23 protein-coding genes and 2 pseudogenes are annotated in these 22,713 nt (G+C 72.8%); 12 read left to right on the top strand and 13 right to left on the bottom strand.

Annotation, left to right across the window (positions count from 1 at the left end):
* Both HNR57_RS31465 and HNR57_RS31460 read right to left on the bottom strand, forming a co-directional pair.
* Nucleotides 1-586: maltotransferase domain-containing protein (locus tag HNR57_RS31465; protein ID WP_184565352.1), on the bottom strand; the 586-nt coding region annotated here is incomplete at its 3' end.
* A gap of 74 nt (nt 587-660) precedes the next feature.
* On the bottom strand, nt 661-1,029 hold the full coding sequence (locus HNR57_RS31460) for a DUF5133 domain-containing protein (protein WP_184565350.1): 369 nt from the start codon (nt 1,027-1,029) through the stop codon (nt 661-663).
* Between the two features lie 365 nt (nt 1,030-1,394).
* Between HNR57_RS31460 and HNR57_RS31455 the strand changes: the two genes are divergently transcribed.
* A complete protein-coding gene (locus HNR57_RS31455) occupies nt 1,395-1,907 on the top strand; it encodes a pep a2 (protein ID WP_184565348.1) in 513 nt (170 codons plus the stop codon).
* Nucleotides 1,904-4,048, top strand: coding sequence for a glycogen debranching protein GlgX (gene glgX, locus HNR57_RS31450; RefSeq protein WP_184565346.1), 2,145 nt, complete (start codon nt 1,904-1,906; stop codon nt 4,046-4,048). The genes HNR57_RS31455 and glgX overlap by 4 nt, the downstream gene beginning before the upstream one ends.
* 6 nt (nt 4,049-4,054) lie before the next feature.
* Here the strand turns inward: glgX and HNR57_RS31445 are convergent, their stop codons facing one another.
* Complete coding sequence (locus tag HNR57_RS31445; RefSeq protein ID WP_184565344.1) at nt 4,055-4,858, bottom strand: VOC family protein; 804 nt, start codon at nt 4,856-4,858, stop codon at nt 4,055-4,057.
* Nucleotides 4,859-5,104: 246 nt separating this feature from the next.
* On the opposite strand from HNR57_RS31445, the gene HNR57_RS31440 reads away from it, so the two are divergent.
* Nucleotides 5,105-5,425 carry an ANTAR domain-containing protein gene (locus HNR57_RS31440; protein ID WP_184565342.1) on the top strand — a complete coding sequence of 107 codons (321 nt, stop codon included), beginning with the start codon at nt 5,105-5,107 and terminating at the stop codon, nt 5,423-5,425.
* A gap of 30 nt (nt 5,426-5,455) precedes the next feature.
* On the opposite strand, the gene HNR57_RS31435 is transcribed toward HNR57_RS31440, so the two are convergent.
* Complete coding sequence (locus HNR57_RS31435) at nt 5,456-6,247, bottom strand: RNA polymerase sigma factor SigF (RefSeq protein WP_184565340.1); 792 nt, start codon at nt 6,245-6,247, stop codon at nt 5,456-5,458.
* 253 nt (nt 6,248-6,500) lie between these two features.
* Between HNR57_RS31435 and HNR57_RS31430 the strand changes: the two are divergent.
* The 3 genes and pseudogenes from HNR57_RS31430 (at nt 6,501) to HNR57_RS31420 (ending at nt 8,427) form a co-directional block, all read left to right on the top strand.
* Nucleotides 6,501-6,957: pseudogene (locus HNR57_RS31430) on the top strand (MarR family winged helix-turn-helix transcriptional regulator).
* Nucleotides 6,958-7,077: 120 nt separating this feature from the next.
* Nucleotides 7,078-7,714: pseudogene (locus HNR57_RS31425) on the top strand (ABC transporter permease); the annotation flags it as partial.
* A gap of 191 nt (nt 7,715-7,905) precedes the next feature.
* Entirely contained in the window at nt 7,906-8,427 is a 522-nt protein-coding gene (locus tag HNR57_RS31420) for a hypothetical protein (protein ID WP_033311799.1), read from the top strand.
* Nucleotides 8,428-8,451: 24 nt separating this feature from the next.
* Here HNR57_RS31420 and hemC read toward each other — a convergent pair whose 3' ends face one another.
* From hemC to ligD, 4 genes are all read right to left on the bottom strand, one after another.
* Nucleotides 8,452-9,387 (bottom strand): hydroxymethylbilane synthase, encoded by a 936-nt coding sequence (hemC, locus tag HNR57_RS31415; RefSeq protein ID WP_107459080.1) that lies wholly within the window; start codon nt 9,385-9,387, stop codon nt 8,452-8,454.
* Between the two features lie 67 nt (nt 9,388-9,454).
* Nucleotides 9,455-10,477 carry a questin oxidase family protein gene (locus HNR57_RS31410; protein WP_184565338.1) on the bottom strand — a complete coding sequence of 341 codons (1,023 nt, stop codon included), beginning with the start codon at nt 10,475-10,477 and terminating at the stop codon, nt 9,455-9,457.
* 97 nt (nt 10,478-10,574) lie between these two features.
* Nucleotides 10,575-11,348, bottom strand: coding sequence for an NPP1 family protein (locus HNR57_RS31405; RefSeq protein ID WP_184565336.1), 774 nt, complete (start codon nt 11,346-11,348; stop codon nt 10,575-10,577).
* 142 nt (nt 11,349-11,490) lie between these two features.
* Complete coding sequence (ligD, locus tag HNR57_RS31400; RefSeq protein WP_184565404.1) at nt 11,491-12,471, bottom strand: non-homologous end-joining DNA ligase; 981 nt, start codon at nt 12,469-12,471, stop codon at nt 11,491-11,493.
* A gap of 159 nt (nt 12,472-12,630) precedes the next feature.
* Between ligD and HNR57_RS31395 the strand changes: the two genes are divergently transcribed.
* Nucleotides 12,631-13,146 (top strand): MarR family winged helix-turn-helix transcriptional regulator, encoded by a 516-nt coding sequence (locus HNR57_RS31395; protein WP_184565334.1) that lies wholly within the window; start codon nt 12,631-12,633, stop codon nt 13,144-13,146.
* Between the two features lie 7 nt (nt 13,147-13,153).
* Here the strand turns inward: HNR57_RS31395 and HNR57_RS31390 are convergent, their stop codons facing one another.
* Nucleotides 13,154-14,197 (bottom strand): MFS transporter, encoded by a 1,044-nt coding sequence (locus HNR57_RS31390; RefSeq protein ID WP_246555116.1) that lies wholly within the window; start codon nt 14,195-14,197, stop codon nt 13,154-13,156.
* Between HNR57_RS31390 and HNR57_RS31385 the strand changes: the two genes are divergently transcribed.
* The 4 genes from HNR57_RS31385 (at nt 14,198) to HNR57_RS31370 (ending at nt 17,872) form a co-directional block, all read left to right on the top strand.
* A complete protein-coding gene (locus HNR57_RS31385; RefSeq protein WP_246555114.1) occupies nt 14,198-14,578 on the top strand; it encodes a helix-turn-helix transcriptional regulator in 381 nt (126 codons plus the stop codon).
* A gap of 45 nt (nt 14,579-14,623) precedes the next feature.
* Nucleotides 14,624-15,004, top strand: coding sequence for a DoxX family protein (locus HNR57_RS31380; protein ID WP_184565331.1), 381 nt, complete (start codon nt 14,624-14,626; stop codon nt 15,002-15,004).
* The gene (locus HNR57_RS31375) at nt 15,001-15,468 is read left to right on the top strand and encodes a peroxiredoxin (RefSeq protein ID WP_313675273.1); all 468 of its coding nucleotides are present in this window, start codon (nt 15,001-15,003) and stop codon (nt 15,466-15,468) included. The genes HNR57_RS31380 and HNR57_RS31375 overlap by 4 nt, the downstream gene beginning before the upstream one ends.
* A 61-nt stretch (nt 15,469-15,529) precedes the next feature.
* On the top strand, nt 15,530-17,872 hold the full coding sequence (locus HNR57_RS31370) for an ATP-binding SpoIIE family protein phosphatase (protein WP_184565329.1): 2,343 nt from the start codon (nt 15,530-15,532) through the stop codon (nt 17,870-17,872).
* A gap of 2 nt (nt 17,873-17,874) precedes the next feature.
* On the opposite strand, the gene HNR57_RS31365 is transcribed toward HNR57_RS31370, so the two are convergent.
* On the bottom strand, nt 17,875-18,474 hold the full coding sequence (locus tag HNR57_RS31365) for a DNA polymerase ligase N-terminal domain-containing protein (protein ID WP_184565327.1): 600 nt from the start codon (nt 18,472-18,474) through the stop codon (nt 17,875-17,877).
* Between the two features lie 38 nt (nt 18,475-18,512).
* Nucleotides 18,513-19,343 (bottom strand): aldo/keto reductase, encoded by an 831-nt coding sequence (locus tag HNR57_RS31360; protein ID WP_184565325.1) that lies wholly within the window; start codon nt 19,341-19,343, stop codon nt 18,513-18,515.
* 109 nt (nt 19,344-19,452) lie between these two features.
* Between HNR57_RS31360 and HNR57_RS31355 the strand changes: the two genes are divergently transcribed.
* Nucleotides 19,453-20,517: a LacI family DNA-binding transcriptional regulator gene (locus tag HNR57_RS31355; RefSeq protein WP_184565400.1), complete on the top strand. Its 1,065-nt coding sequence runs from the start codon at nt 19,453-19,455 to the stop codon at nt 20,515-20,517.
* On the opposite strand, the gene HNR57_RS31350 is transcribed toward HNR57_RS31355, so the two are convergent.
* Both HNR57_RS31350 and HNR57_RS31345 read right to left on the bottom strand, forming a co-directional pair.
* Nucleotides 20,480-21,856, bottom strand: coding sequence for a glycoside hydrolase family 32 protein (locus HNR57_RS31350; protein WP_184565323.1), 1,377 nt, complete (start codon nt 21,854-21,856; stop codon nt 20,480-20,482). The genes HNR57_RS31355 and HNR57_RS31350 overlap by 38 nt on opposite strands.
* Nucleotides 21,853-22,707 (bottom strand): carbohydrate ABC transporter permease, encoded by an 855-nt coding sequence (locus HNR57_RS31345; RefSeq protein WP_184565321.1) that lies wholly within the window; start codon nt 22,705-22,707, stop codon nt 21,853-21,855. Before HNR57_RS31345 ends, HNR57_RS31350 begins: the two co-directional genes overlap by 4 nt.
* Between the last annotated feature and the right edge of the window lie 6 nt (nt 22,708-22,713).

The following is a 22,713-nucleotide window of genomic DNA, read 5'->3' as shown; positions in this document are numbered from 1 at the left end:
CCCGCTCCACCAGCAGCGGCAACGGCTCACTGCTGGTCACCAGATCCCGCAGCGGATGCCTGGCCAGGACCTCGTCCACCTCCGGCGTCAGCGCCGCCGCGAACCGGTCCGCGGTGGGCAGCAAGTCGTCGCGCAGGACCTGCGCAGCGGTGAGCAGCACGGCGCGGCCGGCTTCCTTCGGCACGCCGGCCGCTGCCCGCTCGTACAGTTCCGCGCCCTCTTCCAGGACCAGGCCCGGATCGATGCCCGCCGGGATCTTTATGCCCGCCGTGCGGCGCCAGGTGGCCACCGGATCGCTCCAGGCCTCGACCCGGTAGGACCAGCGGCCGACGGCGTCCGCGGTGATCTCGGCGCCCCAGCGGTCGCTGCCGGGGGCGAGCTCGCGCATCGGCGTCCACGGGCCGGGCCTGCCCTCCGAGTCCTTCAGGACGACATGGGCGGCCACCGCGTCGTGCCCCTCCCGGAACACGGTGGCGGTGACCTCGAACGTCTCACCCACGACCGCCTTCGCCGGCCGGTTGCCGCCCTCCACGGCCGGGCGGACGTCCCTCACCGGGATACGGCCGATGGCCCGGGTCCTCGTCATGGTCCTCACCTCCACCGTGCTCGAAAGCCGGGCCGCGGGGGCCCGGTTCAGGGACTGGATGTGCGGGAAGGGCGTCACCTTCGCGCTGTGGATCTCCGCTCGGAAGCGGGGGATCTGCGCTCCGCCGCCGGCGGTCTTCGTCTGACCGCCGCTGCCGGGCGGGGCCGTTCGGCCGGTTCCTGCGCACAGGTGATGTGCTGCTCCTGGAGGCAGGTGATCTGCTGTTCCTGCAGATAGGTGACGTGGTTGGTGCGCAGGTACCGTTCGGCGGCGTCCGCGGCCTCCCGCGCGCAGCGCTTGCCCATCAGCACGCAGAGCGTGTAGCCGGAGTCCTCGAAGGTGGTCCGCACCGTGCGGTCGTTCGGTGCCGCGAGCATCACGCGTTCCCAGGCCCGGTAACGCCGCAACTGCCGGGCGACTTCGGCTTTGGCGGGTAGCAGCATGGCGCCGATCACCTTTCGGGGCTCGAGGGACACGGTCTCCCGACGGTCGGACGGCGGCCGTGCAGCGCAGCGGCACGGACCCGTAACGGCGATCGAGTTCTTCACACATGGTGCACGCGCGGCGACACAGCGTCTTGTTGGATCTTCAACCAGTGAAGGCTTCGCTGCGCCGTTCGGGCATACCCCTCGCCGCTCACTTGTGCGCTCCCCTGCCTCAACCGTGCGCTCGTGTTGCACGAACGGGCTAGCGCCCTCAGGCTGTTGGTGACTCAGAAGCGATAGGCGCTCACGTTCCGTGTTCGGGGCTCGTCCCGCAGGACCGCGGGAGCGAGAAGGAGCTGAGCTTCGCGGTGAGGAGCCGACCGATGAAGACCGCAGTGCCCTGCTACTACCACCTCGACGTGGAAGTCAGCCCGGAACGGGTGGGACAGGTCAGCCGCATTCTGGCCGCTCACCTGAAGTTCTGGGACCTGGACAACCTGGTCCAGCCCGTCTGCGGCGGTGCCGAGATGCTGCTCAACGCCATCGACGAACACGCCACGGACAAGAACACGTCGATCGAGATGTGGTGGAACGGGCAGCACCTGATCACCGCCATCGGGGACAACGACCGCGCTCTGCGCCCGGACCAGGAGCTGCGAGGCTGCCTGGAGCACCTCGCGGCCATGAGCGACGGCTGGGGCTGCTGCGCGACCGAGACCGGCAGCAAGGTCATCTGGTTCTCGCAGCGCGCCCGCGCCGGCGAACGCGTCCCGCTGGTCCCGACCGCGCCCGCGCCGCGGGAGAGTGAGGGCCTCGACGTGCCCCGCGAGGTCCCGGTCACGCAGCTGGCCGCCCCGGCCTTCACTCCGGACGAGGTCCTGGAGGACGCCCGGTGACGCGCCGGCAGACTCGGAAAGGGGTGTCCGCCTGGAGCGGGCGCCCCTACCCGCTGGGTGCGGCCTACGACGGGGAGGGCACCAACTTCGCGCTCTTCAGCGAGGTCGCCGAACGCGTCGAGCTGGTCCTCGTCGACGACGACGGCACCCACACCCGGGTGCCGCTGAACGAGGTCGACGGCTTCGTCTGGCACGGCTACCTCCCCGGCGTCGGCCCCGGCCAGCGCTACGGCTACCGGGTGCACGGGCCGTGGGCCCCGGCCGCCGGACACCGCTGCAACCCGGCGAAACTGCTGCTCGACCCGTACGCCCGTGCGGTGGAGGGGCAGATCGACAACCACCCCTCGCTCTACGAGCGCAACCCGGACGGCCCCGACCCGGCCGACAGCGCCGGGCACACCATGCTCGGCGTGGTGACCGACCCGGCCTTCGACTGGGGCGACGACGCCCGGCCCTGCCGGGCCTACGCGGACACGGTGATCTACGAGACACACGTCAAGGGCATGACCCGCACCCACCCCGAGGTGCCCCCGGAACTGCGGGGCACCTACGCCGGGCTGGCGCACCCCGCGGTCGTCGAGCACCTTACCTCCCTCGGTGTCACGGCCGTGGAGCTCATGCCGGTCCATCAGTTCGTCCACGACGGCGTGCTGCACGACCGGGGCCTGACCAACTACTGGGGCTACAACACCATCGGCTTCTTCGCCCCCCACAACGGCTACGCCGCCCACGGCACCCGCGGCGGGCAGGTCGCCGAGTTCAAGCAGATGGTGAAGACCCTGCACGCGGCCGGGCTCGAAGTGATCCTCGACGTGGTCTACAACCACACCGCCGAGGGCAACGAGATGGGTCCCACCCTGTCCTTCCGCGGGATCGACAACTCCTCGTACTACCGCCTGGTCGACGGCGACTGGGAGCACTACTACGACACCACCGGCACCGGCAACAGCCTGCTGATGCGGCACCCCTACGTCCTGCAGCTGATCATGGACTCGCTGCGGTACTGGGTGACCGAGATGCACGTCGACGGCTTCCGCTTCGACCTCGCGGCGACGCTCGCCCGGCAGTTCCACGAGGTGGACCGGCTGTCGGCGTTCTTCGACCTCATCCAGCAGGACCCGGTGATCAGCCGCGTCAAGCTCATCGCCGAGCCGTGGGACGTCGGCGAGGGCGGCTACCAGGTGGGCAACTTCCCGCCGCTGTGGTCGGAGTGGAACGGCATGTACCGCGACGCGGTGCGCGACTTCTGGCGCGGCGAGGACCACACGCTCGGCGAGTTCGCGTCCCGGCTCACGGGCTCCTCCGACCTGTACCAGCACAGCAGGCGCCGGCCCCGGGCCAGCGTCAACTTCGTCACCGCCCACGACGGCTTCACCCTCCGCGACCTCGTCTCGTACAACGGCAAGCACAACGAGGACAACGGCGAGGGCAACCAGGACGGCGAGAGCAGCAACCGGTCCTGGAACTGCGGCACCGAGGGCGAGACCCGCGACCCGGCGGTACTGGAACTGCGCACCCGCCAGCAGCGCAACTTCCTCGCCACGCTGCTGCTGTCCCAGGGCATCCCGATGCTCTCCCACGGCGACGAACTCGGGCGCACCCAGGGTGGCAACAACAACGCCTACTGCCAGGACAACGACATCTCCTGGATCGACTGGCGGCTCACCGAGGAACAGCGCGACCTGCTGGAGTTCACCCGGTACCTCATCCGGCTGCGCACCGGGCACCCCGTGCTGCGCCGGCGCCGCTTCTTCCGCGGCGAGACCCTGACCCGCGCGGACCAGCCCCTGCCCGACCTGGTGTGGCTGGCGCCCGACGCCCGCGAGATGACCGACGACGACTGGCAGCGCGGCGACGCGCACTCCGTCGGCGTGTTCCTCAACGGCGACGCCATTGCCGAACCCGACGCGTGGGGCCGCCCGGTCGTCGACGACTCGTTCCTGCTGCTCCTCAACAGCCACTGGGAGCCGGTCGGCTTCCGCCTCCCGGACGCCGCCTACGGCGAACGCTGGACGGCCCTGATCGACACCGCCGACCCGGAGGGCACGCCCGACGAGTCGGAGCACAAGGCGGGCACGGGCCTGACCGTCGGGGCCCGCAGCCTGGTCCTGCTGTCCCGGCCGTCCCGCGAGAAGGAGTGACGCGGGTCAGCGGCCGCGGCGCGCGGTCACCGTGAACTGGGCGCCGTCGTGGTCCCGCAGCACCGCCTCGCCGTTGCCCTTCGACAGCACGCTGCCGCCGTGGAGTTCCGCGGCGCGGGCGCAGGCCTCCACGTCGTCGACGGAGAAGTGGACCTGCCAGTGCGGCCGGATCGCGGGGTCGGGGGCCGCCTCCAGGGCGCCCGACTCGATCCGGGCCACCACGTCCCCGCGGCTGCGCAGCACGACCTCGCCGCCTTCGTAGTGGACCTCGCAGCAGCCGGGGCGCTGGGAGGCCCAGTCGAGGACCTCGCCGTAGAAGATCGCCGCGTCGAAGGCGTCACGGGTGTGGAGCGTGATGAAGGCCGGCTGGGCGTTGCGCCAGGTCTCCCAGTCGGTGAAGAGGTCGCCCTCCCAGATGCCGAAGGTCGCCCCGTCCCGGTCGGCCAGCAGCGCCGCCCGGCCCGGCGGCAGTGAGATCGGCCCGACAGCGACCGTGCCCATGCGCTCCTGCACCCGCGCGGCCGCGTCGTCCGCGCTGCGCACCGCGAAGTACGGCGTCCACGCCACCGCCATCTGCCACATGGCCGCCACCCCCGCGATCCCGGCCACCGGCGAGCCGTCCACCAGCGCGATCCGGAACCGGTCGCCGAGCTTGGCCGGCCGCCACTGCCAGCCCAGCACGGCCCCGTAGAACTCCTCGGTCGCCTTGACGTCCCGGCTGGTCAGGCTCACCCAGCAGGGCGCCCCGAACACGGAGTGTGATGAGACGACGTCCTTCGTTCCGGAGGAGGTGGGCGTGTCGTGGTTCATGGCAGTCGCGTCCTGATCTCGTCGGCCTGGCAGCCACCGGAGGATTGACACCAGTGTCCAACCGGAACCGCTGTGGGCGCCTGCCGAGTACCCCGGCGGGGGCGCCGAAACGGCGTCCGGCCTGGTCCGCCCCGGTGGCACCGGGCGGCCCGAGTGACGACGATGGAGGGGTCGGACACTGCGTCAGGGTACTCAAGCATCCGGTGGGGCCTCGGGCGCAGCGGCGCACCGGACCAGGAGGTCACCATGCCCACGGACGGGGGCTCGGATCGGATCTTCGCGCTGCAGGAAGAGGTCCAGCAGCTGAAGGAGGCGGTCGTCTCCCACGCCGTCGTGGACCAGGCGATCGGGATGGTCGTCGCGCTCGGCCGGATCTCCCCCGACCAGGGGTGGGCCGTGCTGAAGGAGGTCTCCCAGCACACCAACATCAAGCTGCGCAACGTCGCGGAACTGATCCTCGTCTGGGGGCGCACGGGCGTCATGCCCGAGGAGATCCGGGCCGCCCTGGAGGACGCCCTCGACCGGGCCGGACCGACGCAGATCCCCGGCTCGCCGCCGGAGACGTGACCCCGGCGGCACCCGGCACCGGCCCCCGCTTCAGCGGGCCTCCGTCAGCAGTTCCTCACGCAGATGGGCGAAGCAGCTGCTGAGCAGCCGTGAGACGTGCATCTGAGAGATGCCGAGCTGCTCGGCGATCCGGCTCTGCGTCATGCCCTTGAAGAACCGCAGGTAGAGGATGATCCGCTCGCGCTCCGGCAGCGCCTCCAGGCAGGGCCTGACCGCCACCCTGTCGACGACGGTGTCGAAGGCCGGGTCGGGCCCGCCGATCGCGTCCCCGAGGGCGTAGCCGTCGGTCCCGGGCATCTCCGCCTCCAGCGACAGCGCGGAGAAGCATTCGAGAGCCTCCATGCCGGTGCGCACCTCGCCCTCGGTGAGCTGGGCATACTCGGCGATCTCGGCGACCGTGGGGGAGCGGCCCGGGGTGGTCTGCGACAGCTCCTTCGCGGCGTGCCGTACCCGGTTGCGCAGGTCCTGGACCCGGCGCGGTACGTGCAGCGTCCACATGTGGTCGCGGAAGTGGCGCTTGATCTCCCCGGTGACCGTCGGCACCGCGTATGCCTCGAAGGCGTTGCCGCGGGCCGGGTCGTAGTGGTCGACCGCCTTCACGAGGCCGAGGGCCGCCACCTGGTACAGATCCTCCAGGGCCTCGCCCCGGCCCCGGAAGCGGACGGCGATCCGCTCGGCCATGGGGAGCCAGGCCTCGACCAGCTCGTCCCGCAGGGCCTTGCGCTCGGGCCCCTCGGACAGTCGCGCGAGCCGCGCGAACGCCGCGGCGGTGTCGGGTGCGTCGTCGTGGGGGTGCGTTCGGGGGCTGCCGGCGATACGCATGGTGCGCACCTCCCTGAGCAGGTGCTGAGTATGGACAGACACCGTGGGAAGCGCGGCCTCGGATCTGACGAAAGCACCGGGGGATCGGGCGGCCTGCTCCCCACGTGCGTGCCTCCTGTCCGAAGCACTGACAATTCAGAATACGGCATTTGGTGCATGTGGGCGCTCTCAAGGTCGCCGTCGTCAGTCCCTTCCTTGACCTCTCTTGGCCGCACCTTGGGCCGATTAGCTCTACAGAGCTGATCTCGGCCGCCTGGAGCCGGAGACCTTCCCCGAGGAGCCGGCCGACGCACTGGTCGGTGTCCAGCGGCGGATGCGGCGGCGCCTGCGGCGGCAGACGCCCGACCCGCGGCTGCGCGGCGCCGAGGTGGAACTGCTGCGTCTGGTCGTGGCGCGGCCCGGCGTCGGCATCTCCGACGCGGCCAGGGAGCTGGGTCTGGCGGCCGACTCGGTGTCCACCCTCGTCAAGCGGCTGGTTGGGGGCGGGCTATCTGGTCCGCGAGACCGACCAGGCCGACCGGCGGGCCGCCCGGCTCATTCCCACACCCGCCGCCGAGACGCGGCTGCGCGACTGGCGCCGGCGCCGGGCCGAGCTCGTGCGCCGCCATGTTGCGCGCCTGGACGAGCCGGACCGCCTGGCGTTGCGGGCGGCGGTCCCGGCCCTGCGCAAGCCGGCCGACACCCTGCACGAGGAGGCCGAGGAATCATGACGTTGGACACCACCCCGCCCGGTGCCGACGCCGTCGCCTGCACCGGGCTCACCTACGCCTTCGGCGACCACAACGCCGTGGACGGGCTCGACCTCACCGTCCGGCGGGGCGAGGTGTTCGGGCTGGTCCTTCACCCGGATCAAGGCGATCCCCACCGGCGGCATCCCGTACGCCGACTACCTGGCGCCCGGCATCATCGCCCAGTCCGCCATGTTCATCGCCATCTTCTACGGCATCCAGATCATCTGGGAACGTGACGCCGGTGTCCTGAGCAAGCTCCTCGTCACGCCGACCCCGCGCTCGGCGCTGATCACCGGCAAGGCGTTCGCGGCCGGGGTGAAGTCGCTCGTCCAGGCCGTCGTCGTGCTCCTCATCGCCGCCCTGCTCGGCGTGGCCCTGACCTGGAACCCGCTCAAGCTGCTCGCCGTCGCCGCCATCGTCGTCCTCGGCTCGGCCTTCTTCTCCTGCCTGTCGATGACCATCGCCGGCATCGTCCTCGGCCGCGACCGTCTCATGGGGAGCGGGCAGGCGATCACGATGCCGCTGTTCTTCGGCTCCAACGCCCTGTACCCGGTGTCGGTGATGCCGGGCTGGCTGCAGAGCGTCAGCAAGGCCAACCCGCTCAGCTACGAGGTGGACGCCCTGCGCGGCTCCCGGCACACCCCGCCATCTGGCGGCCGACTTCGCGGTGCTGTTCATCGCCGCCGCGCTCGGCGTCACCGCCGCCTCGGCCCTGCTGGGCCGGCTGGCCCGTTGATCTTCACTCGTGGAAGTGATGTGCGGCACGCCTGAGCAAGCGCTTTCTCCGCTGGTTTCCGGATAACCGCTGGGCACGGCTTGATCACCGATCAAAAAGGATGAACTGCCTGGCCACAGCGCATTCTGCTCATTTGACAGTGCGCTGAGGCCACAGATAGGAAGCAGCTTCCAGAGGTCGAGAGGTGCAGCGTGTACGAGCCGAACGTGGTCGGGGACTGGCAGGAGTACGACGAGCATGCCGGTCTGCGCGTCCGCGTCCACCGTCTGGAACTGGCCGAGCCGCCCCGCGGCCGGGACGACGCCGCCGACGGACTGACGTACTTCTGCCTCCGCGTGACGGTCGAGAACCGCGGCAGCCGCCATCTCGGCGTCCACCTCGAGGACGGCCAGATCGACGTCCGGCTCGGCCCGGACGGCGAGAGCGCCTTCATCGACTGGCGCAACTCGCAGTTCATCGAGGGCTTCGACGTCTATCCGCTGCGCCGCGCCACCGCCGTGCTGTACGCGGCCGGCGCCGAGGCGTCCCTGAGTCTCGTGGACGTCCAGGTGCAGTTGCGCGTCGAGGAGGAGTGGACCGGCCGCCGGCTCTGGGCGGGCGGCATCGGGGCGCACGAGGGCCCTGCCGGGGCCCAGCAGGGTCCGGTGCGGGACAGCCTGGCGCACCAGGTGAGCGTCTTCCTGCGGGACCAGGCGGAGGAAGGCACCGCCTGATCCCGTGTCAGGGCGTCGCGCGGATCAGTGCGGGATGCCGTCGATGATCTCGCGGGCGCCCTGGCGCAGCAGGGCCACGGCGACCGAGGTGCCGAGCGTGGCCGGGTCGAGGCGGCCCGCCCACTCGTGGGCGTTGAGCCGGGTCTTGCCGTCCGGGGTGAACACACAGGCCCGCAGGGACAGTTCGCCACTGCGGTCCACCTGCGCGAACCCGGCGATGGGGCTGTTGCAGTGCCCCTGCAGCACATGCAGGAACATGCGCTCGGCGGTGGTCTCCCGGTAGGTGTCCGGGTCGCCGAGACCGCTCACCGCGTCGATCAGCGCGGCGTCCCCCTCACGGCACTGCAGCGCCAGCACGCCCGCGCCGATGGGCGGCATCATCGTCTCGGTCGAGAGGATCTCGCTGATCACGTCCTCGCGGCCGATGCGCTCCAGGCCGGAGACCGCGAGCAGCAGGGCGTCCGCCTCGCCGGCCTCCAGCTTCGCCAGACGCTTGTTGGCGTTGCCGCGGAACGGCACGCACTCCAGGTGGGGGTGCGTGGCGGCCAGTTGCGCGACCCGGCGCACCGAGGAGGTGCCGATCCGTGTCCCGGCAGGCAACTCGTCCAGGGTGAGTCCGCCCGGGTGGATCAGGGCGTCGCGGATGTCGTCCCGCTTGAGGAACGCGGCGAACACCGTGCCCGCCGGGAGTGGCCGGTCGGCGGGCACGTCCTTCACGCAGTGCACGGCGAGGTCGGCCTCGCCGGCCAGCAGCGCCGCGTCGACCTCCTTGGTGAACGCGCCCTTGCCCTCGACCTGGGACAGATCGCCCATCCACTTGTCGCCGGTGGTCTTCACCGGCACGACCTCGGTGCGCACTCCGGGGTGGGCGGCGGCCAACTCGGCCCGGACGCGCTCCACCTGGGCGAGCGCCATGGGGGAGTCGCGGGAGACGATGCGAATCAGTTCGGGGACGGACATGCGGACACGATAGTCCCTTCGCGGGGTCGCTCGTCCCGGACCTTCTCCGACTGCCGGGCATCGGGCGTCAGTTCGGAACGAGCGGATCGCTCAGTTCCACCGCTCGCAGGGCCGCGGCGAGGGCCCGCTCGTCGCCGACGTCGAGGGCGGTGTCGGTGAGCTTCACGACGTGCTCGTCTCCGTGCGCGAGGGCCCGTTCCAGCACCTCCTGGGCCGGGCACCCGGGCGCGGGGACGTCCGCGACGGGCTCGGCGGTGGGGTACATGGCGGTGACGGCCGCGGACGCGGTCCACGCCGCGCGCAGGCTCGGCGCCCACAGCGCGCGGGGCAGGGAGCCGAGGGTGCGCAGGACGGCGTTGGGCGCGGTCGCCGCGTGCACCAGCATGGTCGCCTCGCCGTGGCCGTGGGTGGCGTAGCGGTGGGTCGCGGCCCGGACCAGTTCGGCGAGGCGGTCCCGGGCCGTGTCCGGGTCGGTCACGTCGTCCGCCCACAGCGGCAACCGCCGTACGGCTGCCAGCCGGTCGGGGAATCCGCCCCGGGGATCGGTGACCGGCGGCACGGCGTCCAGGGACCGCGCGGCACCCGGCGCCGCGGGCAGGGCCGTGATGCCGGAGACGGGCCGGTGCCGGGCGGCCCAGTAGCCGAGGCCGTGCGCGAGTTCGGCGAGCCGCGGCGCGTTCTCGCGGGCCTCCAGGGCCCGTACGGCATGCCCGACGCGGATGACGGGATGCGTGGAGCCGCCGTACATCCCGGGCAGCAGGCGCGGCCACCACGCGGCGAGGACGTCCCGCCACGGCTGCTCGGCGAGCGCGCGGCCGAAGTACCCGATCCAGTCGGCGGCCCGGCGCGGGTCGCCCAGCGCCTCACGCCAGTCGGCGTCGGTCACGGGAGCGACGGGCCCGGGCAGGTCCTCCAGCTTGTGCCGGTAGAGGTCCAGCCACCGGTGCACGGCATCCGCCCGGCCGTGCGCGGCGAGGGCCTCCACGACCATGGGGGCGTGATTGGTGAGCCGGCCGAGCCGCTCCGGCCCGGTGGCGTGGAGACGGCCGAGGGCGTCCTCGAGGGTCCCTGTCGTGTCGTGCGTGTCCATGCGGGGACGCTATGCGGCCGCCCCGCGCCGGGGGATCGGGCGCGGGGCGGAACCCGGACCCCACCGGAGGCCTAGGCCTCCGGCCGGGCCGGTGCGGTCAGGCGTACGGGTCGAAGGGGATGCCGGAGGGCTTGGCCTTGGCGAGGTGGTTGGCGAAGGTGCCGTCCTTCAGGCCGAAGTTGGCGCTGCCGAAGTCGTACGACGTGAGCTTGTCGCGCACCCCGGCCGGGTAGCCGTTCCAGCCGACCAGTGCCGGGTACTGCCAGGTGCGCTTGTGGTTCTCCGGCGGCTCGTCGTTCCCGTTCGCGGCGCGGAAGCAGTGTGTTCTGATGCCGTCCTTGTGGTAGACGATCTTCGCGTGCGTGCCGTCGAAGCGGATCGCGGACGCCGCGTGCACGGTGAACCCGCCGTGGTTGGACGTCGACACGTACTTGACCTGGTTGTCCTGCACGAACACCGCGACGTGCTCGAAGTCGTGCCGGTGGCCTCCGATGCCGCTGCCGGCCACCGCCTGGTCCTTCTCGAAGTAGAGGGCGTACAGGATGGCGCACCAGCCGTTGTTGCACTTGGAGCGCGCGTAGCCGTTGGTGTTGTCGAGGTCCGAGGCGTCCCGGCAGTTGCCGTTCAGGGCGCCGGTCGGTTTGAGCCCGCCGTTCACGGTGCCGTCCGGGCCGATCGCGGGCGTGGAGTAGCAGCCGTCGGTGTCGTAGTCGTAGGCGGGCTGGTACGTCTGCTCCAGGGCGTCCGCGTTGGCGGGCAGCGCCGACGGTGGGGCGGCGAAGGCCGTGGCGGGGGAGGCGAGGACGAGGGCGGCGGCACCGGCCGCTCCGATGATCCATCTCCTGCGGTGGGCGAACGGGCGTGACGACACTGCGTCCTCCTTGGTCCGGGCGCAGCCCAACGGCTGTGGGGGAAAGGGAGGTTCAGCTTCCAGGCTGAACGCGTCCATGCCAAGAGGGACGGAGGATCCGAACGGTGAATCGGAGCGCAATAGTTGGGGCCGCCCGTTCGATTCAGACCATGTCGTCGGGGATGTCGGCCGCGGCCTCCTCGGGTGCGAGATCGGGCCGGAGCCGCAGCCAGGACGGCTGCCGCAGCAACCCCTCCCGCGTGCGGGTGCTGTAGCGGACCTCGCCGACGAGGCGGGGGACGACCCAGTGCGCGCCCGGAGCGCGCGGGGCGGGGTCGAAGGGGCAGACGTCACTCGCGGCGGCCCCCAGCAGTGCGGCGAGTTCGGTGCGTTCGGCCTCGCTCCAGCCGGTGCCCACGCTGCCGACGTAGCGCAGCCGCCCCGCCGCGCGCTGCCCCACCAGCACCGCGCCGGGCAGGCCGGTGAGCCGCCCCTTGCCCGGCTGCCAGCCGCCGACCAGGACGTCCTCGGTGCGCATGTTGCGGATCTTGATCCAGGCCCGGGAGCGCACCCCCGGTTCGTACACCGAGTCGAGCCGCTTGCAGACCAGGCCCTCCAGGCCGTGCTCCCGGGTGGCGCGCAGGGCCTCGGCGCCGTGGCCGACGAGTGCGCGCGGGGTCGACCAGGAGGGCCCGGCGAGGCCGAGGTCCTCCAGTGCCGCGCGGCGTCGTGCGTAGGGGAGCCGGAGGAGGGAGTGGTCCTGCAGGTGCATCAGGTCGAACAGCACGAGGTGGACCGGGACCTCCGCCGCTCGCCGCGCGGCCCTGGCGGGGGCGTGGGCCAGGCCCATCCGGGACTGCAGCAGCTGGAAGCTGGCGCGGCCCTGGTCGTCCAGGGCCATGATCTCGCCGTCGAGTACGGCGGGTGTGGCGCCGAGGGCGGTTCCCAGCGGCCGCAGTTCGGGGTAGGCGGCCGTGATGTCGTCACCGGAGCGGGCGCGCAGCAGCACACTGCCGTCCCCGGGCAGATAGACCACCACCCGCTGGCCGTCCTGCTTGGTCTCGTAGGCCCAGCGCGCGTCCTGCGCGGCGGGCGGCAGGGTGCCGGACGTGGCGAGCATGGGCGGGATCAGCGGCAGGTCCACGGGTGAGGTGTCGACGAACCGGCGGGCCGCCACGCGTGTTTCCTGTCTCTTTCCCCTGAACGGGGTGAACCGCTCGACGAACGAGGGAAACGCCGAAGGAACGGGGGCGGAGCCGCCCGATTTAGTTGAGTTACGCAACGAGATGGTACCGTGGCGCTCATGCCCACACCACCGCTCCCCGGCGCCCCCTCCCCGGAAGTGATCGAGATCGAGCGTGCGCTCACCCGCATCACCTACCTGAGCACGCGCGCCCGCCAGCACGAACGGCTGATGGCTCTGGCGGGCGTGCCGCTCGACCGCGCCGCGGTCGCCCTGCTGCGGCAGATCGCCGACTCCGAGCCGCAGCGGCCGGGGGAGCTCGCCACCCGGCTGGGCGTGGAGGCCTCGCACGTCACGCGCACGGTGCAGCAGTTGCAGAAGTCCGGATACGTCACCCGTGTCCCCGACCCGGACGACCGCCGCGCCCAGCGCATCGAGCTCACCGATGCCGGGGGCGAGGCCATCGCCAGGATCCGCGAGGCCGGCGTCCGCGGCATGCAGGTGGCCCTCTCGGCCTGGTCCCCCGAGGAACTGGGGCAGCTCGCGACGCTCTTCCACCGCATGGTCGACGACTTCCTCGCCCACGCCGTCGACGACGAAGGCGAATCCCGGCCGGCTCCGCCCGGCCCAGCCTGATCCCCGGTCACCGTCCGGCCGGATCACGCGGATCCGGCCGGACGGTCACCGCCGCCCCCGGCGGGGCCGGCTCGCGCAGGCCGCACAGCAGCAGCCGGCCCAGCGCGGGCAGCGCGACGAGCGGCAGCAGGGCCGACCGCAGGGACGTCGCGTCGGCCAGCGCCCCGAGCGCGGGGACCGCGAGGCCGCCGACGCTCACCGCCAGACCCAGCGTGACCCCGCTCGCGGTCCCCACGCGCCGGGGCAGGAAGTCCTGGCTCAGCGTGATGTGCAGCGAGAACGGCACATACAGACCCGCCGACGTCAGCGCCACGAACAGGTACACCGGCGGCCCGGGGACCAGGACGAGCCCGGCCACGGCCAGGACCGTCAGGGCGTACGACCGGCGCACCACCGCCATCCGCCCGTACTGCCCGGCCAGCCGGCCCCCGGCCAGCCGGCCCCCGGCCAGCTTGCCGGCCGCGCCGCCGGCGTAGAGCACGAACAGGGCCGCCGTACCGGCCGCGACACCGCCACCGGTGCGCTCCCGCACGTACAGCGAGACGAACGTGCCGAGGCCGACGAACACCACGGAGCGGCAGACCACGGCCCCGGACAGCCGCAGGAAGGACCCCCAGTCGTCCTCGCCCGCGACGGCGGACGCGGTGGTACTCCGCGCGCCGGACCCCGCCGAGCGCACCACCGCCGCACACAGCGCCGCCGCCAGGGCCGGGACGACCAGCAGGGGAGAGGCGCGCAGCCCGCCCGTGGCCAGCACGGCGAAGACCAGCAGGGGAGCCAGGGCGAAGCCGGCGTTGCCGCCGAAGGAGAACCAGCCCATCCCGGTGTGCCGGCCGTGCGCCGCGGCCCGCGCCACCCGGGCGGCCTCCGGATGGTAGGCGGCCACACCCACCCCCGCTGACACTGGCGGCGGTGGCCGCCGCTCCGCCTCGACCATCCGGCCGTCCTGGCTGTCAGCCCACTGCTGCGCGAGCTGATCCTCGCCTACACCCGTGACCCCGGCGACGACGGTCCCGAGCGCCGCCGGCTGGCCGCCGTCCTGCGCGACCAATTGCGCCTTTCCCCCCAGCAGCCGCTGCGGCTGCCCGCCCCCGTCGACCCGCGCCTGGCCGCCGTCTGCGCGCTCGTGCACGCCGACCCGGCCGACGTGCGCACCCTCGCGCAACTCGGCGCCGCGACCGGGGTGGGGGAGCGGACGCTCAGCCGGCTCTTCCGCGGCGAGTTCGGCATGACGTTCCCGCAGTGGCGCACCCAGTCGCGGCTCTACCACGCCCTGCGGATGCTGGCCGAGGGCCTGCCCGTCACGACCGTGGCCCACCGCTGCGGCTGGTCCTCCGCCAGCGCCTTCATCGACGTCTTCCGCCGCTCCTTCGGCTACACGCCCGGCAGGCAGACATCACGGGCACTCCCGGGACCCGGTGAACCGACCTGACTACCGTCCGGTAATAATGCGCGGCAGGCCTTCAGAGGAGGAACCGTGTCCCGGTCCGAACGCTCGCCCCTGCTGCTCGCCGGCCTCCTGGCCACCGCGGGCGTCGCCCACTTCGCCACCCCACGCCCGTTCGACGCGACCATCCCGCGCGGCCTGCCCGGCACCCCGAGGGCCTGGACCTACGCCAGCGGCGCCGCCGAGCTCGCGCTGGCCGCCGGACTGGCGCTGCCGCGCACCCGCAAGGCCGCCGCGCTGGCCACGGCCGCCTTCTTCGTCGGGGTCTTCCCCGCCAACGTCAAGATGGCCGCCGACTGGCGCCACCGTCCCGCCCCGCAGAAGACCGCCGCCTTCGCCCGCCTGCCCCTGCAGGTGCCGCTGGTGCTCTGGGCCCGCGGCGTCGCCCGGAACGCGGAGGCCAGGCCGTGACCGCGCGCGTGCAGACCGGCGACACGGTCGAGGACTTCTCCCTGCCCGACGAGACCGGCACCGTCCGCAGCCTGTCCGGGTTGCTCGCCGAAGGCCCCGTCGTGCTCTTCTTCTACCCGGCCGCCCTGACACCCGGCTGCACCGCCCAGGCCTGCCACTTCCGCGACCTCGCCGCCGAGTTCGCCGCCGTCGGCGCCCGCCCCGTCGGCATCAGCGGCGACGACGTAGAGCGGCAGCAGGAGTTCGCCGGGCGGCACGGCCTCGGCATGCCGCTGCTGTCCGACGCCGACGGCGCGGTCCGCGAGCGGTTCGGGGTGAAGCGCGGCTTCTCCCTGGCGCCCACCAAGCGCACCACGTTCGTCATCGCACAGGACCGCACCGTCCTCGACGTCGTACGCAGCGAACTGCGCATGAACGCGCACGCCGACCGGGCCCTCACCGCGCTGCGCGCCCACCGGGCCTGACACCGTCACGAATGCTGCTTCGCGGTTGATAGAGGGCCGCAAAGGGATAATCCTGGACGATATGGAGGACGCCTCCGCTGCTGCGATCATCGACGCCCGCGGCATGCTGACGGGGTGGAGCGAGGGTGCCCGGCGGCTGACCGGCTACCCGGCCGAAGAGGCCCTGGGTCGTGCCGCGCGGGAACTGCTCGCCGAGACCGTGCCGCCCGAGGCGGTGTCCGCACTCTCCGGCACCGTCATGGTGCGCCACCGCGACGGCTACCTCGTAGGGCTCCGCGTCAGGGCCTGCGCCGTGACCGGCCCGGACGGGGAGGCGGGCGGCTATGTGATCACCGCCGCGTCGCCCGGCCGTGGGGAGACCTCCCTCGCGGGCCGCGCCTTCCAGCAGGCGTCCATCTCGATGTCCGTCTTCGACACCGGCCAGCGCTACCTGCGGCTCAACGACGCCGCCTGCCATGTGATGGGCGTGTCCGAGGAGACCCTGCTCGGCCGGCACTTCCCGGAGACCGTGGAGGAGGCGGAGCACAGCCGCGGCTTCAACTGGCACCTGCGGCACGTCGTCGAGACCGGCCGGCCGCTGCGGTACGAGAGCTACACCGGCGCACCGGCCCTCAACCGCGAGCACGCCTGGGTCACCGAGATGTGGCCGGTGCGGGACGCCGCCGGCGAGCTCGTGGGAACCGCCCTGGCCGCCTTCGACAGCACCGAGCAGTACTGGGCCCGGCAGCGCCTCGCCCTGCTGAACGAGGCCGCCGCCGGGATCGGCACCACCCTGGACGTGGTCCGCACGGCCGAGGAACTGATCGGGGTCGTGATTCCCCGCTTCGCGGACTTCGCGAGCGTGGACCTGTTCGACTGGGTGCTCGGCGCGGACGAGGCGCCCACGGCGTCGGCCGAGGAGATCACGCTGCGGCGGGTCGCCCACGGATCCGTCACCGAGGGCACCCCGGAGGCGGCCGTCCATCTGGGTGCCGTGGACGTCTACCCCTCGTTCTCGCCGATCGCCCGGGCCATGCGGGAGGGCCGGGCCATCATCAGCCAGGCGGGGGAGCCGGCGTTCATGCGCTGGGTCGCCGAGCGCAATTCCCGCGCCCCGGAAGGACGCCCCTACCGCAAGGGCGTCCATTCGATGATGGCCGTACCGCTGCGGGCCCGCGGCACCACACTCGGCGTCGCCGTGGCCGTGCGGGTGGCGCAGCCCGACGACTACGCCGACGACGACGCGGTGTTCGCCGAGGAACTCGCCAGCCGGGCCGCGGTCTGCGTCGACAACGCCCGCCGCTTCGCCCGCGAACGCACCACCGCCCTCGCCCTCCAGCACAGCCTGCTGCCCAGGGGCCTGCCCGGCCAGGCCGCCGTGCAGGTCGCCCACCGCTACCTGCCCTCCGGCTCGGCGGCCGGCATCGGCGGCGACTGGTTCGACGTGATCCCGCTGTCCGGCAGCCGCGTCGCGCTGGTCGTGGGGGATGTCGTGGGGCACGGCATCCCCTCCACGGCGACCATGGGCCGGCTCGTCACGGCCGTCCGCACCCTCGCCGACGTGGACCTGCCGCCGGACGAACTCCTCACCCACCTCGACGACCTGGTCACCCATCTCGCCTCGGACGACCAGGACGACGAGGTCGCCGAGCTGGGCGCGACCTGCCTCTACGCCGTCTACGACCCCGTCACGCGCCGTCTGAACCTGGCCGCCGCCGGGCACCCCGCGCCCGCCCTGGTGCTGCCCGACGGATCCACCCGGCTGATCCCCATGAGCGCGGGGCCCCCGCTGGGCGTGGGAGGGCTGCCGTTCGAGGCGACGGAACTCCAGCTGCCCGAGGGCTCCGTCGTCGCCCTCTACACCGACGGGCTCATCGAGGACCGCGACCGCGACGTCGACCACGCCACCGACGAGCTGTGCCGGGCCCTGACCGTCCCCGCCGACTCGCTGGACGCCCTGTGCGACACCGTGCTGAAGGCCGTACTGCCGGAGGAGCCCGGCGACGACGTGGCCCTGCTGCTGGCCCGGACCCGGGCGCTGGGCGCCGACCAGGTCGCCACCTGGGACGTCACCCCCGACCCCGCGGAGGTGGCCGCCACCCGGCAGGCCGCCACCGACCAGCTCTCCGCCTGGGGCCTGGACGAGACGGCCTTCGTCACCGAACTCGTCGTCAGCGAACTGGTCACCAACGCCATCCGGTACGGTGCCCCGCCCATCCAGCTCCGCCTCATCCGGGACCAGACCCTCATCTGCGAGGTGTCCGACGGCAGTTCGACCTCCCCGCACCTGAGGCGGGCGCACCAGGACGACGAGGGCGGCCGTGGCCTGCTGCTGGTCGCCCAGCTCACCCAGCGCTGGGGCAGCCGGCAGACCACCCGGGGCAAGACGATCTGGTGCGAACAGTCACTCACACCGCTGTTCTGACCTCACTCCCCGGCTGCCTCGGAGGCGACCTGGGCGAGCGTGCGGCCGGACTTGGCCGAACGGGCGCGGCGCGGATCGGGAGCCCCGCGCGTACGGGCCGGGCCCCCGGCCCGCTTCACCAGCAGCCACGCCTCCTCGCCGCCGCGGAACCGGGTCAGGGCGTACGCGCCGTGGAGCTTGGTACCGCTCAGCCGGAACGTGGCGTGCCCGCGCTCCAGTGACCGGGCGAAATCGACGGGCCGGCCCGCGCGGTCGTGGCTCAGCGGCTCGTACGTGCCGTGGTCCCAGACGATCACCGTGCCGCCGCCGTACTCGCCGCGGGGGATCACGCCCTCGAACTCCTCGTACTCCAGCGGATGGTCCTCCGTGGGCACGGCCAGGCGCTTGTCCTTCGGGTCCGCCGAGGGGCCTTTCGGGACCGACCAGGATTTCAGCACGTCGTCCACCTGCAGCCGGAAGTCGAAGTGCATCGTGCTCGCGTCATGGATCTGCACCACGAACCGGGGCCTGTCGCCCGCCGGTGCTCCGCGTCCCCGGGGCTCGCCGGTCCGGTCGAAGTCGCGCTTGCCGCGGTAGTCCCGCAGCCGGTCCCGCTCAGCCACCTGCGGCTCCTTCCTGCCTGGCGTGCCCCGGGTACCCGTCAGAACTCCTCGTGCACCTCGGGGTCGGCGCCGACCCTCCGCCGCGGCCTGTCCGCGACGGCCCGCATCTCGTCCTCGCTCAGCTCGAAACCGAAGACGTCGAGGTTGGCGCGCTGCCGCTCGGGATTGGCCGACTTCGGGATGGGCACCGCACCCAGCTGCGTGTGCCAGCGCAGCACGACCTGCCCGGGCGACACCCCGTGCGCCCCGGCGATCCGTGCCACGGCGGGATCCTCCAGCAGGGGCGTACCCGGGCGCAGCGGGCTCCAGCTCTCGGTGACGATGCCCTTGCGAGCGTGGAAGGCGCGCAGCTCGTCCTGCGGCAAGAAGGGGTGCAGCTCGATCTGGTTGACCGAGGGCAGCACGCCGGTCTCCTTCTCCAGCCGCTCGATGTGCCCGGCCGTGAAGTTGGAGACGCCGATCGAACGGACCAGCCCCTCCTCGCGCAGTTTGATCATGGCCTTCCACGCGTCGACGTAACGGTCCACGCGCGGCAGCGGCCAGTGGATCAGGTACAGGTCGACGTACTCCAGGCCCAGGCGGGCCCGGGACTCCTCGAAGGAGGCGAGGGTCTCCTCGTAGCCGTGGTGCCGGCCCGGGAGTTTCGTCGTCACGACGATCTCCTCACGCTGCACCACGCCGGAGGCCACGCCGCGGCCGACCCCCGCCTCGTTGCGGTAGTTCGCCGCCGAGTCGATCAAGCGGTAGCCGGCCTCCAGGGCCGAGAGCACCGCCTGCTGCGCCTCGTCGTCGCCGAGCGGCCAGGTGCCCAGGCCCAGGGCGGGGAGCGTCGTACCGTCGTTGAGCGTGTGGGTCGGGATACTGATCACCGTCGGGCCTTCCCGTTGACTGTGCGTACGGCAGTGTCGTCCCTCCAGCGTCACGGATAGGGTGAGCAATGATCAACCGGACACGTGGGGGATGAGGACGGCGGACGGCATGGGCAGCGCCGAGGAGAAGCCGGTGGCGGGGTCGGGACGTCCCACCTCGCGGGATGTCGCGCGGCTCGCCGGCGTGTCGCACACCGCCGTGTCCTTCGTGTTCAACGGCCGCGCCGCCGGCAACCTCTCGCCCGCCACCCAGGAACGCATCCGGCAGGCGGCCGCCCGGCTCGGCTACCGGCCCGACCCCGTCGCCCGCGGCCTGCGCCGCAGCCGTACGGCCGTGATCGGCCTGGTCACCGACGAGATCGCCTCCTCACCCTTCGCCGGGCGGCTGCTGCGCGGCGCCATGGACACCGCCTGGGCCGACGAGCACCTGGTCCTCACCGTCGACTCCGGCGGCGACCCGGCCAAGGAGGACGCGGCGGTCGCCGAACTCCTCGACCGGCGCGTCGACGGCATCATCTACGCGGCCATGTCCCTGCGCAGCGTCCGCGTCCCCGAGGGCCTGCACCGCACCCACTCCGTCCTGGCCAACTGCCTGCCCGAGGACGACTCGCTGCCCGCCGTCATCCCCGCCGAGCGGGCCGGCGGCCGTACGGCGGCCCGGCTGCTGCTGGAGCAGGGGCACCGGCGGCTCGCGGTCGTCGGAGGGAATGACGACATCGCCTCGGTGGAGCGGCTGCGCGGCTTCCGCGACGCGCTGCGCGCCGAGGGCGTCACCGTCCCCCGGGACTGGATCGTCCGGACCGGAGGGGAGATCTCCGGCGGCTACGAGGGCGCCACGCGCCTGCTCGACGGCGCGCTCCCCGGCAGCCGGCCCACCGGGATCTTCACCTACAACGACCGGGTCGCCGCGGGCGTCCTGCACGCCGCGACCCGCCTCGGCATCGCCGTCCCGGAGGACCTGTCGGTGGTGGGGTACGACGACCAGGAGCACATGGCCGCCCACCTGACGCCGCCCCTCACCACCGTCGCCCTGCCCCACCGGGCCATGGGAGAGGCGGCCGCGCGTCTCCTCCTCGACTCCATCGGCACCGGCCGGACACCGCCCGCCACCGTGCGGCGTCTGGCCTGCCCGGTGATCAGCCGCGCGTCGGTGGGACCAGCGCCCACCCGGTGACGGACGCGCCGGACCGCACCCGCAACTCCCGGACGTCGTCGGCGCGTTCGTAGACCCGCTCGGTGATGGTGGCCCGGTCGCCGACGAACAGCTCGTACAGGGAGCCGTCGACGAGGACGCGCAGCGTGAGCTCCTCCTGCGGCGGTACGCGGACGACGACGGGTTCCGCCGATTCCCCGCGCGGCCAGGCGCTCCGGTCGAAGGTCACGGTGCCCTCGCCCGGATCCAGACGGACCGTCAGCTCGGCGCCGTGAGCCGACCTCAGCAGGCTGACCGTGGTGCGGGCGCGGGCGCCGATGGTCAGGTCGTAGGCCGCCGGCAGCGTGGCCCGGCCGGGAGCGGTCACGAACGGCCGGGCGTCCCGAAGCCTGTCCAGCTCCGGTGCCGGGGACACGCGCAGCGCCCCGTCGTGATGGACGTCGACGACACGGGGAGCGGTGAGCACACCGGCCCAGCCGGTCCCGCCCTGCTCCCGGGCCTCCCACGACCAGCCCCACAGCAGGGCGCGGTCGGGTTCCTGGAGCACGGCGGGGGCGTAGAAGTCGCGGCCGTGGTCGAGCAGGCCGCCGGTGCGCGCGGTGAAGCGCAGGTCCGCGTCCAGACGGCCCGTCAGGTAGCCCGTGGTCCATGGGTCCCCGTCCCACAGAGCCACCGCCAGCACCCACTCGCCGCCCTGCGTGGCGTACAGCTGCGGGCACTCCCAGCCGGTCGCACGGCCGCCGAACGCGGCCCGGGCGGCGGGGTCGTGACCGTCCAGGAGCACACCCGCGAACCGCCAGTCGGCCAGGTCGTCGCAGTCGTAGAGCAGGACCGAAGGGGTGCCGTCGGCGTGGCCCGCCCCGACCAGCGCCCAGCGGCGCCCGTCGTGCCGGAAGACGAACGGGTCGCGGAACATCACCACGTCCAGCCCCTCGGGCGGGCCCGAGACCACCGGCTCGGGCAGGGCAGTCCACTCGGTCAGCGCGGGATCGTCCGGGTCCGCGGCCCGGGCCAGGCAGACCGTGCCCAGCCCGGTGTGGTGCCGGTCCACCCCGGTGTAGACGGCCGTCGGCACGCCCCCGTCGTCGACCACGCACCCCGACCAGCAGCCCGCCTCGTCCGGGCCGCCCGGGGTCGGGGTGAGAGCGATCGGATGGTGCTCCCAGTGGGCGAGGTCGGCGCTGGAGGCATGGCCCCAGTGGACGTTGGCGTGCACCGGGGCGTCCGGGTTGTGCTGGTAGAAGAGGTGGTGGCGGCCGCGCCAGCGGAAGGGGCCGTTGGGGTCGTTCATCCAGTTGGCGGGCGGGCGGACCCGGAAGCGCGGGGCGTGCGGGTCCTGCGGGGGAGCGGCGAGGCTCAACGGTTGACTCCTGCGGACGTGATGCCCTCACGCAGAGGGCGCTGGCCGACGACGAACACGGCGACGGCGGGGATCATGGAGAGGACGACACCGGCGAGCACCACGGAGATGGAGCCGGTGCCGAGGTTGCCCTGGAGGGAAACCAGCCCCAGCGGCAGCGTGTAGTTCTGGCCCGACGTCTCCAGGATCAGCGGGCGGAAGAACTCGTTCCAGTGGTAGTTGAAGGCCAGGACACCGACGATCGCGAGGCCGGGCGCGGCCAGCGGGGCGTACACGGACCGGAAGGTCCGCCAGGGCCCGGCCCCGTCCAGCATCGCCGCCTCGCCCAGGTCCTTGGGCATGCCGAGGAAGTACTGGCGCATCAGGAACGTGCCGAACGCGGTCGGGAAGGCCGGGATGATCAGCCCGAGCAGGGTGTCGGTCAGGCTCATCGACTTCAGCACCAGGAACACCGGCACGATGGTGACCTGCAACGGCACCATCATCGTCGCCAGCACCAGGCCGAACAGCGGCTTCTTGAAGCGGAACTCCAACCGGGCGAAGGCGTATCCGGCCAGGCCCGCCGTGATCATCTGGCCGACGGCGATCAGGGCCGTGACCAGCGTGGAGTTGAGCGCGAGCAGCCAGACGTCGATCTGGTCGAACACTCCGCGGTACGCCTCGGCCGAGGGTTCGGAGGGGATGAGCTGCGGCGGCAGGTCGAACGCCTCGGCCGGGGTGCGCAGCGACGTGGAGACCGTCCACACCACCGGTCCGAGCGTGAGCAGCGCGCACACGGTCAGCCCGGCGATCCGCGCCCATGGCGCGAGCCCGTGCCGCACGCGGCCGGAGGACAGGGTTGCTTGGCTCATGGGAGG

Source organism: Streptomyces paradoxus (assembly GCF_014202475.1).
GTDB classification, from domain to species: Bacteria; Actinomycetota; Actinomycetes; order Streptomycetales; family Streptomycetaceae; genus Streptomyces; species Streptomyces paradoxus.
This window is presented reverse-complemented; position numbering and strand designations above follow the sequence as displayed.